Raw genomic sequence first — 9,881 nt, forward strand, 5'->3', positions numbered from 1 at the left:
CGCCTGTTAAAATCTCTCAGATAAAACTCTCACAAAAAGAAGGTCTATTGAGCTTTCTGTCTCTTTCAAATAATTAGACCTTCATTCCAGAACGCTGAGTGCGACTGGTCAATTTATCTAAGTATCTATTCATATATTTATTCATTCCGGGTGAGAGATGAACTTTAAAACTTCTGTGTTAGCAGCATCAGTTGCTTTGATTCTGGCGGGTTGTGGTAGTGATGATTCAGCACCAATTACTGGCGGCGGCTCAACAGGCGGTACTTCTACTGAACTAGCAAAAAAGCCAACTATCGCAGTTCCTGAAAGCGGTCGATTCATCGATGCCCAAGTAGAAGGCTTGTACTACGTTCAGGGCGACTTGGCGAATGACGAAGGTCACCTGACAGACGAGACTGGCGCATACGATATTCTTGAAGGCAGCCCTCGTGTGAAATTTGTGCTGGGTAACCAATATGGTGGTCTGGTACTGGGTAGCGTTTCAGGTCGTGATATCAGCACGCCTTACGAAGTATTGGGCACGCAAGACCGCGTCATCTCTTTGGTTCGCTTGCTGCTGACTATCAACGAAAATGCTGATGACACGCTGATCCGCATCCCTACTGAAATTCAAGATGCTGCCGAAGATTCAAACCTCATTGAAGCACTGATGGCTATTGAACTGGATCGTTTAGAAGAAACCGTCGAACCATTGTTAATCGCTCTACAAATGACGATTAACGAACTGGTTACCGAAGAGACCGCGAAAGAACACCTTAAGAATTCGCTAGCTGGCTTGGAGCGTGGCTCCGACACCATTTTGACACACTGGGCAAAAGGCTCTAACTGGACTTTTGTACAACGCAGCGCGACGCAACGCATAGTTCAACCAAATACAAACGCATACGATAACCAACTGGTTATTCACGCTGACCGTTCGTTTGGTAACAACGTATTCGAAAAAACGAACGCGCCAGCATCCTCTATCTTTACTCTTCAGAGTGATAAGTTCATTGAGCGCGCAGGCTCTAATGACGGCTCCATCAGCAGTGACTACGCCCTAACTTATTTGAACTGTATTGCTAACGATGGCGAGTTTAGCTGGGTAGAAGAAAACGGAAATGAACTCCCAGCATGTAATGGTGACACCGACTATCCAAAGCCTGAGTGGGACGACGTTCTCTACCACTATGATTATGAGCTAGTGGATCCAGAAAGCACTATTACTGAAGACATTGCCCACTCTTGGGATGGCGTTGCTGAAATGGGTAACATGTACGAATGTATGGCGAACGCCAATTGCAGTGAAAAAGCACTGACCCGTTATCAAGAGCTTACACGTGATGATTCTGACGCACAGGATGGTTCTGCAATGCAGAAGGAAACACTTGTCGGCTCTTATGACCCTATCACTGATGTTTACACCGAAACGCGTACAAAAGAATACCTGAACGGAAACCACTTAGGTCGAGCTGTTGAAAGCATCAGTTTCACTTATCCAGTTGAAAAGCCGGGAGTAGACCGCTACGTCGACTTTATTGGTACCTGGGAAGCAACCGCGCTTAACCCTGTTTGTCCAGAGATGGTCGCAAAAGCAACCTTTACCTTCACTGAGGTGGGTTTGAGCATGTCTGGTGAGGAACTGAGCACCAACCAAGATGGCTGTTACATCAGCCAGTATGAAGAAGACGTGTACTCTTACGCTGAATTGGCGAGTATCGACTACTGGTGGTTTGGTACGAATGAAGCTGGTGCGTCGAAAGCAACACTAGACCAGCTTAACTCGACGATTCGTTGGAACGATCGCGAAGCAGATGACGTGGAAGACAACTTCAAGATCAACCGCTTCAGCTACATTCCTGCAGGTAAAAACTGGGACCAAGGCCTATTCTACCGTTTCACACTTGATGATAACGGAAACAAAATTGCGACAGAGACATTGCGCAAAATTGCTAATTGAGGTCAATTTACGCAAAAAAGCGGCCATCCGGCCGCTTTTTTCTCCCTATCACTCACACAACACATTCAATGTCAGCGTGTCAGATATTGCCACAAATGACATATCCAGTTTGATGTCGTAGACCTGCCCGTTACTGAGCCAGTAGGGATAAAGATCTGGCAGTGCTTTTGCACCATGCGATGTTGATATCGCCTTTCTCAGGCTCCTTTCTGACACCAGTTTTTTGCCGCTCTTGCGGCAGGCATTGTTGGCTTCCTGATACGTTGCCCGCCACCAGTCACGGCGGTTAATGGTGTATCGTGTATCCATGCCCGTGGGTTTGGGTGCCCAAAACCCTAAAACCTGTTCCTGATGCCTGATTGGCCCCTTCTTTACGGAAGCCGACGTTGTCTTCAATACTGTTTTTTTCACGCTTGGCTGATAACCCACCTGACGGATAAAGGCATCAGCGGTTTCAGCTTGGGTTCGCAAGCCGTTTCGCATTTCAATCGCTTCGCCAAAAGAATCAAAAGGCCCTGCTAAACATCGATACTGGCGTTCCTCTTTTCGGTAGAGCGCACCATTGATGGTCTCGCTCTGAGCAGGTAGTTCCGCATAAATGCCACATTGCACCCAAAACGCGCCATTCTTAGCTGGCTTTCTCCCCCATAACCCTTCGCCAATAGGACAGCTTTCGCCCACAACAGAGTAGCCCTCAGACGATTTTTCACCTTTGCAGCGAGCATCAAGATCCTCAGAAGCAAACGCAGAAGTGCTCAGTAAAATAAGGATACTTGAGAGAGCTAGCATCAAAACAGGGAGACTGCGGGAGTGCATGAATGATTTGCCTTTTTACTGCCGTACAACGAAAAACGCGTGCCTTCTTCGGAGCTATTTTAAAAGCGGCAGGCGACGAGGAGGGATTTAACGTTTGTTTCTACAGCAGAATTCACAACTCTGACCGAAGCCCAGCACCATTGCCTCACTGAGGCTCACAAAGCACCAGTAACGCTGATTCAAGTGAAAGCGGCATGGAAAGTCCCATCACGACGTCGAAGGCGCGCATTTCTGCCACCCAGTAAGGCAGTCTGCTTGGATAGGTACTTTTCCAATCCGGCGTGGATGACAGGGTTTTCAATGTCGATTCAGATACCAACTTCATACCATCTTGCCGACAAGCTTGATTGGCTTCCCTCAACGTGGCACGCCACCAGACGTTTTGTTTGGCACTGTAGCGCGGTTCATTAAGTTCTGGCTTCGGGCTTTTCAACGACCCGACATCAATGTATCGACGTTCTGTCTTCGCTGGCTTCGAAGCCTTTACGACCGCCGTTTTCTTTGGCTTGGAGGACTGGCTGAGCTTTGTTGCCTTCTCGGGCTGAGATATATCGCGGATAAAAGCTGAAGCGAACACTTTGCGCTGCTTCATGACATCCTTAACAATTTCTGCTTCCGAGTAGCGTTCAAACGGCCCAACCAGACAGCGGTATTGATTGCCTTCCTGGCGAAATACCAGTTTGTCCTGCATAAGCACAGCTTCAACTTCTTTCTTAAACCAAGGCTTAGGTAACTGGCTGACCACGCCACATTGCACCCAGAACCGACCTTCGTTTTTTATAGGACGTTTTGACCAAAGCCCAGCCCCCACTTTGCAGCTTTGCTCCACGACTTGCCATCCATCTTTTTCTACGGACTCGCAAGCTTCAGCTGCCTGTGCCGAAGCGAAGGAAAATACGCAAAGTAATGAGATAGCTAGAATGCTGAAAAGTCTTGAGAGCATTGAACTCGATACCGCCACGAAGTTTTATTGTTCAGACAGTTAGCCTAGCGCGAAATTGGCGAAATAACGAGTGAATAACAGAAAGGGCAGCGTGATGCTGCCCTGTCTTTATTCATTAACCTTTGTAAATTTTGGGGTTGAAGACATCGCGCAGCCAGTCACCCAGAAGGTTGATCACCAGCACCAAGGTGACGAGCACAATGCCAGGGAATGCAGTGATCCACCATGCGCCAGAGAAGATATAAGTGAAGCCGATACTGATCAGTGAGCCAAGCGAAGGCTTATCAACTGGCATCCCCAAACCAAGGAAGGAAAGCGCCGCCTCTGACATGATGGCGTTGGCTACCTGCACGGTACAAATCACCAAGATTGGCGACAGACAGTTGGGCAGAATATGCCGGAACATGATGCGAGGCGCTTTGAAGCCCATCACCTGCGCTGCTTCCACATACTCTTTTTTCTTTTCAGCCAATACGGAGGCGCGCACTGTACGGGCATACTGCGGCCACTCTGCAATACCGATAATCACCACCAGCATTAAAATCGCGTACTCACTGTAGAAGTCGCTGCCAAAGCTGGCTTTGAAAATTGCCGACACGATGATCGCCACCATCATGGTGGAGAAAGAAAGCTGAACGTCAGCGATACGCATCAGGAAGCTATCAATACGACCGCCAAAGTAGCCAGCACTCAAACCGATAACTATGCCAAGTAACAGCTGAAGTGCCACCGCGCCCAGACCAATCATCAGTGAGATGCGCAGACCGTAAAGAATGGTCGAGAGAATATCCCGTCCCTGATTATCAGTACCCAGCAAGAAGCGCTCATCGCCCCACTCCATCCAGGTCGGAGGAAGCTCGGAGTCCATGATATCGATGGACGCTAAATCGTAAGGGTCACTTGGCGAAATCAAGGGTGCAAAAATCGCGGCCAGCACAAACGACAAGAACACGGCGAAGCTAAACATCGCCACTTTGTCGCGTTTGAAGAAATAGAAAAAGTCCGAGTCCAGAAACTGCTGCCAGCGAGAAGGCGTTTTGGTATTCATATTGGTCATGATTATGCCCCCTTACCTGTCAGGTTAACCGTTGGGTTAATCAGGCCGTACAACAAGTCCACTAGGGTATTGGTGACCACAAACAGCAAACCGACAAAAATGACATACGCTGTGATAAGTGGCGTATCCACACGGTTGATAGCTTCGAGGAACAGAAAGCCGGTACCTGGCCACTGGAAGACTTTTTCCGTCAAAATGGTGTAAGCCACCATGGTACCTATCTGCACACCACCGACCGTCACGACTGGCAGCATGGTGTTTTTCAGAGCATGTTTGTACTGCACCGTTCTTTCTGGCAAGCCTTTGGCACGGGCAAATTTGACGTATTCAGTGCTCAACGCTTCCAGCATTTCAGAGCGAACCAGGCGGATAAACAACGGCAGCATGATAGATGACAGAGCGATACTTGGCAGGATCAGATGCGAAAGACCATCCAGTGAGAGGAAACCGGTCTCCCAGCCGAACACATTGACCGTATCACCACGGCCAAATGAAGGAAGCCAGCCAAGCTCAATGGAGAAGATATACATCAACATAATGGCAGTCAGGAACACAGGAATCGAGATACCGATACTGCTTCCTGCCATAATAATTTTGGTGAAGACGCTATTTGGGTGAATGGCAGAGTAAACCCCGAGCGGAATAGAGAAGACAACAATAATAATGGTCGCCCCGATCACTAGCTCTAACGTAGCCACAAGTTTATCGAGGATGACGTCAACTGCCGGGCGTTTGAAGAAATAAGAGGTACCCAAGTCACCTTGCAGCGCATTGCCCACAAAGCGTGAGTACTTTTCGATGAAAGGGTCGTTCAATCCAAGCTCATCACGCAGGGCTTGTCTTTCTGACTCTGATACAGACTGACCCACCATTTCACGCAACGGATCGCCAAGGTTGTCCTGAATGGCGAACGCCACCAGACTGATCACAAACATCACTATCACCGCCTGAATTAGGCGCTTGACGAGAAAGGTAAACATTCCTAGCCCCTTCACTTTCCTTGAAGATTTTTGCTTTTGAATCTTTCAGTAGAGACTTCCTACTGAAAGAAACGGCCGGACATTCCACGGGTGGTCATGACGGCCGTTTCCGTTTTACGTTGTTTCGTCTCCGCCGGAAATAAGGGCTCTCCGGCGGAAAAGCAGTCGCTCGTTACTTAACGACCAGGTCACCGAAGTAAGGGAAGTTCATCCCGTTCACGATTGGACCAATTTCTACGTTCTCTTTCGCTGCCCAGGAAGGATCTTGCCAGTGCAGAGGAACGAACGCCGCTTCGTTGTAGAGGATTTCCTCTACTTTCTTCAGCATCGCATTACGCTTGGTCAGGTCAGTTTCTTTGTTCGCTTCGTTAACCAGCTTATCCACTTCAGAGTTGCTGTAGTGACCACAGTTGTACTGGCCTTTACCAGTGTCAGCATTACGGGTCATCGCCAGGAACTCAGTGAAGTTCGCAGAATCTTCAGTATCCGGGTGCCAACCGATCATCAGCATGTCAGCCGCACACTTGTCGAACTCAGGCCAGTATTGCGCTTTTGGCATGGTTTTCAGGTCAACGTCGATACCGATTTTTGACAGCATTGCAGCAGTGGCCTGCGCAATCTTGTCATCGTTCACGTAGCGGTTATTTGGCGCCATCATGGTCAGCTTGAAGCCGTCACCATAGCCTGCTTCTTCCATCAGCTGCTTCGCTTTTTTCAGATCATAACGCGGCTTCAGGCTCTCGTTGTAACCGGCATAGCCTGGAGGGCTTTGCTGTGCAGACGCTGTCGCTGCGCCTTTCATGACCTTCTTCGCGATACCTTCATTGTTGACCGCGTAAACAATAGCCTGACGCACACGCGCATCTTTCAGAGCTGGGTTGCTATTTTGGTTCATTTGGAAGGTAATGATGCGGGTACCTGGCATGGTGTAGAGATCCACACCTTTCGCGTTCTCGATGCGCTTGTAATCGTTCGGTGAAACCGGCGCAATCATATCAACATCGCCAGACAGCATTGCTGCTACGCGGGTTGCATCTTCTTTGATTGGCACCAGAGTCAAGTTCTCAACGTTACCGCCAGAATCCTTGTCCCAGTAGTCTGCAAAGCGTTCGAATTCAACTTTTACGCCCTGCTCGCGGGATTTAACAATAAAAGGCCCTGTGCCAGAAAGGTTGGTCGACGCGAAAGAGTTACCGTGCTTCACCACCTCAGCTTTGTCTTTACCATCAGCAGTGGTGCCCGTGTAGAACTTACTGTCCATCGGGAAAATGTAGGTCGCCACGTTTTCGATCAGCGGGTATGTGCCATCGGTTTTGATTTCTACTGTGTGGTCATCAACCTTGGTCAGGGAAACCAGCGGTGCAAAAATACCTTTGAAGTCTGGTGATGATTTCAGGCGGTTGAAAGTCCAAACCACATCATCAGCAGTCATATCGTTGCCAGAGTGGAATTTCACGCCTTTGCGCAGGTTAAAGCGCATGGTTTCGTTGTCTACACGCTCCCAAGATTCCGCCAGACGTGGTTCAAACTCCATTGACTGGTTAAAACGCACCAGTGGGTCGAAGACCATATGTGACAACTGAAGAGTACCGCCAGAAAGCTGCTCATGCGGGTCCAGCGACACTGGGTCGGCATCGTAAGCAACGGTAATATCTGCTGCAGACGCAGCAAAGCTCAGGCCCGCTGCCATCATCGCGAGCGCGATTTTACTCTTGAAGGTTTTCATTGCATGACTCCTTATGCTGGGAGCCTTAGCTCCCGTTTTGTTGTGTATTGCAAATTGAAACCACCAGCGAACACAACATCATCCTTTCGCCGATGGTGGGATTCGTTTTTACCCTGCGACTGCACTCATGCCTTTGAACTCAGGCATCAAAGAAATCAACTGCTTGCTGTATTCATGCTGTGGTGACTTAAACAACGCTTCGGTGTGCGCCACTTCGAGCAGGGTGCCTTTTTGCATCACACCAATGCGGTCACACATTTGTCTGATAACAGGCAAGTCGTGGCTGATGAACAGCATGGTCAGGTTCAACTCTTGCTGCAGATCTTTTAAAAGGTTCAGGATTTGCGCCTGTACCGACACATCCAATGCGGAGGTTGGTTCATCACAAATGAGAAGGCGTGGACGGGTTGCCAATGCACGTGCAATAGAAATACGCTGGCGCTGACCACCGGAGAATTCATGGGGATATTTGATACCGCTCCCGCGGCCTAGCCCAACGTGATCGAGCAGATCGCCGACGATTTGGCGGATCTGATTTTCATCTGCCAGCTTATGGAAACGAATAGGCTCAGCAATGATGTCCTGCACTTTCATGCGCGGATTCATTGAAGAATAAGGGTTCTGGAATACCATCTGCATCTGGCGGCGCATCGGACGGCGTTGCGCTTCACTTTTCAACGACGTCAGATCGATACCTTCAAACCATACCTTCCCCGAGTTCGGCGGATAGAGACCTGCAATCACACGGGCAATGGTCGATTTTCCAGAACCAGATTCACCCACCAGACCAAATGTTTCACCCTCATGGACTTCAAAACTGACATTATTCGACGCCTGCACGTATTCTCGGCGACTTTCAAAGAAGGAGTCTTTGGTGACAAAACGCAGGTTTACGTTTTCGACTCTCAGCAAAGAGCCTGTGTATTCACGCTCGTCCTGACTTTGCCCCAGCCAATGGGTTTTCACATCCAGCGGCTTCATCTCCACCGCCTCTTCGATGTAACTCACGAGCGGAAAGCGATCGAGTTTGATATCTGAACGCGGTACAGCGGAAATCAGGCTGCGGCTATAGGGGTGTTCAGGGTTGTTGAGCACTTTGGCGGTTTCACCAAACTCTACCAAATCACCACGGTACATCACCGCAATTTTGTCTGTGACATTGGAAACCACACCCATGTCGTGGGTCACCAGCATACAGCCCACATTTTTTTCGACACATAGCGTGCGGATAAGGTTAAGGATCTGATCCTGAATCGACACATCCAGCGCTGTTGTCGGTTCATCTGCAATAATAAGGTCGGGTTCACCAGCCAGTGCAATAGCAATCACCACACGCTGACGCATGCCACCGGAGAATTGATGCGGGTACTGTTTGATACGGTTATGTGCTTCAGGAATACCCACCTGTTCCATTAGCGCCAATGCGCGCTTTTTGGCTTCTTCTTCACCAACATTCAGGTTAACTGTGATGGTTTCAACCAGCTGCTGCTCAACAGTGAACAGTGGGTTGAGGGACGTCATCGGATCCTGGAAGATAAATCCAATTCTCGCGCCGCGGTAACGACGGATTTGGTCAGGCGCAAGACCAGATATTTTCTCACCATCAAGGAACACATCCCCACTGGCTACTCGACCCGGAGGGCTCAATAAATCGATAACGGCATTACCTACCGTCGATTTCCCTGCACCAGACTCACCAACCACGCCAACTATCTCTCCTCTTTCGATAGAAAAGGAGAGATCTTTCACTGCTGCAAATACGCCGTGACGAGAGGGGTACTCGATACGGAGGTTTTTAACTTCCAATAATGCCATTGACCAGACCCTTGGTACTGCACAATTCCGTGCCTGCCGGAAAACAATCCCTGTTTAACATCAACAAAACAGGCTAAATAAGCGCATTACAATCTGGCAAATGTTTCACGAGAAATCAACATAATGAAACTATCAGCCATAAGAAGCGAGATTTATCGAATAAATATTCAATAGAAAGGCATTAACAGATAAACAACCGTATGAGTATTAACCCTTGTTTTACGGGCAGTTGCCGATAAGACAAACAGGTAAATGTGAGGCGGTAATCAAAGTGTTTAATATGGTTAGCTATGCATCTGATAACTAAGAAAATGTAACATTTCACGTGTTTCCATGATGAATAGCGTTCACTTTTAAATCAAGAGTGTGAAGAAACCCCAAAAAAGAATAGGGCACCGAGCCAGTATTTAACGTTAGTCGACAAGAATAAGACGGCTTATTGTCCTGATTACAAGGGAAGGCGCGGTAGCAAGCAGTGCTAACTAACCTCCAGCAGATCGCCACACCAAGCAAACCAAGAAGTTAAAAGTGTAATAGAAAGCAGATACGAAAAAGCCCGCTCGATTGAGCGGGCTTCTCTGAAAGTGGTCGGTGAAGAGGGATTC

7 protein-coding genes are annotated in these 9,881 nt (G+C 48.6%); 1 reads left to right on the plus strand and 6 read right to left on the minus strand.

Annotation, left to right across the window (positions count from 1 at the left end; all coding sequences use genetic code 11):
* Window positions 1-157: 157 nt before the first annotated feature.
* Window positions 158-1,939, plus strand: coding sequence for a hypothetical protein (locus RN22_RS05355; RefSeq protein WP_046303417.1), 1,782 nt, complete (start codon window positions 158-160; stop codon window positions 1,937-1,939).
* Window positions 1,940-1,987: 48 nt separating this feature from the next.
* Here RN22_RS05355 and RN22_RS05360 read toward each other — a convergent pair whose 3' ends face one another.
* From RN22_RS05360 to RN22_RS05385, 6 genes are all read right to left on the minus strand, one after another.
* Window positions 1,988-2,755 carry an SPOR domain-containing protein gene (locus RN22_RS05360; RefSeq protein ID WP_052737495.1) on the minus strand — a complete coding sequence of 256 codons (768 nt, stop codon included), beginning with the start codon at window positions 2,753-2,755 and terminating at the stop codon, window positions 1,988-1,990.
* 145 nt (window positions 2,756-2,900) lie between these two features.
* Window positions 2,901-3,698 carry an SPOR domain-containing protein gene (locus RN22_RS05365; RefSeq protein ID WP_046303418.1) on the minus strand — a complete coding sequence of 266 codons (798 nt, stop codon included), beginning with the start codon at window positions 3,696-3,698 and terminating at the stop codon, window positions 2,901-2,903.
* Between the two features lie 115 nt (window positions 3,699-3,813).
* On the minus strand, window positions 3,814-4,746 hold the full coding sequence (locus RN22_RS05370) for an ABC transporter permease (RefSeq protein WP_369700090.1): 933 nt from the start codon (window positions 4,744-4,746) through the stop codon (window positions 3,814-3,816).
* An 11-nt stretch (window positions 4,747-4,757) separates the two neighbouring features.
* Window positions 4,758-5,735 (minus strand): ABC transporter permease, encoded by a 978-nt coding sequence (locus RN22_RS05375; protein ID WP_046303420.1) that lies wholly within the window; start codon window positions 5,733-5,735, stop codon window positions 4,758-4,760.
* 172 nt (window positions 5,736-5,907) lie between these two features.
* Complete coding sequence (locus RN22_RS05380) at window positions 5,908-7,461, minus strand: ABC transporter substrate-binding protein (protein ID WP_046303421.1); 1,554 nt, start codon at window positions 7,459-7,461, stop codon at window positions 5,908-5,910.
* Window positions 7,462-7,569: 108 nt separating this feature from the next.
* Window positions 7,570-9,276, minus strand: a complete 1,707-nt coding sequence (locus RN22_RS05385) for an ABC transporter ATP-binding protein (RefSeq protein WP_046303422.1) — start codon at window positions 9,274-9,276, stop codon at window positions 7,570-7,572.
* Between the last annotated feature and the right edge of the window lie 605 nt (window positions 9,277-9,881).

This window comes from Grimontia sp. AD028, from assembly GCF_000973155.1.
GTDB classification, from domain to species: Bacteria; Pseudomonadota; Gammaproteobacteria; order Enterobacterales; family Vibrionaceae; genus Enterovibrio; species Enterovibrio indicus.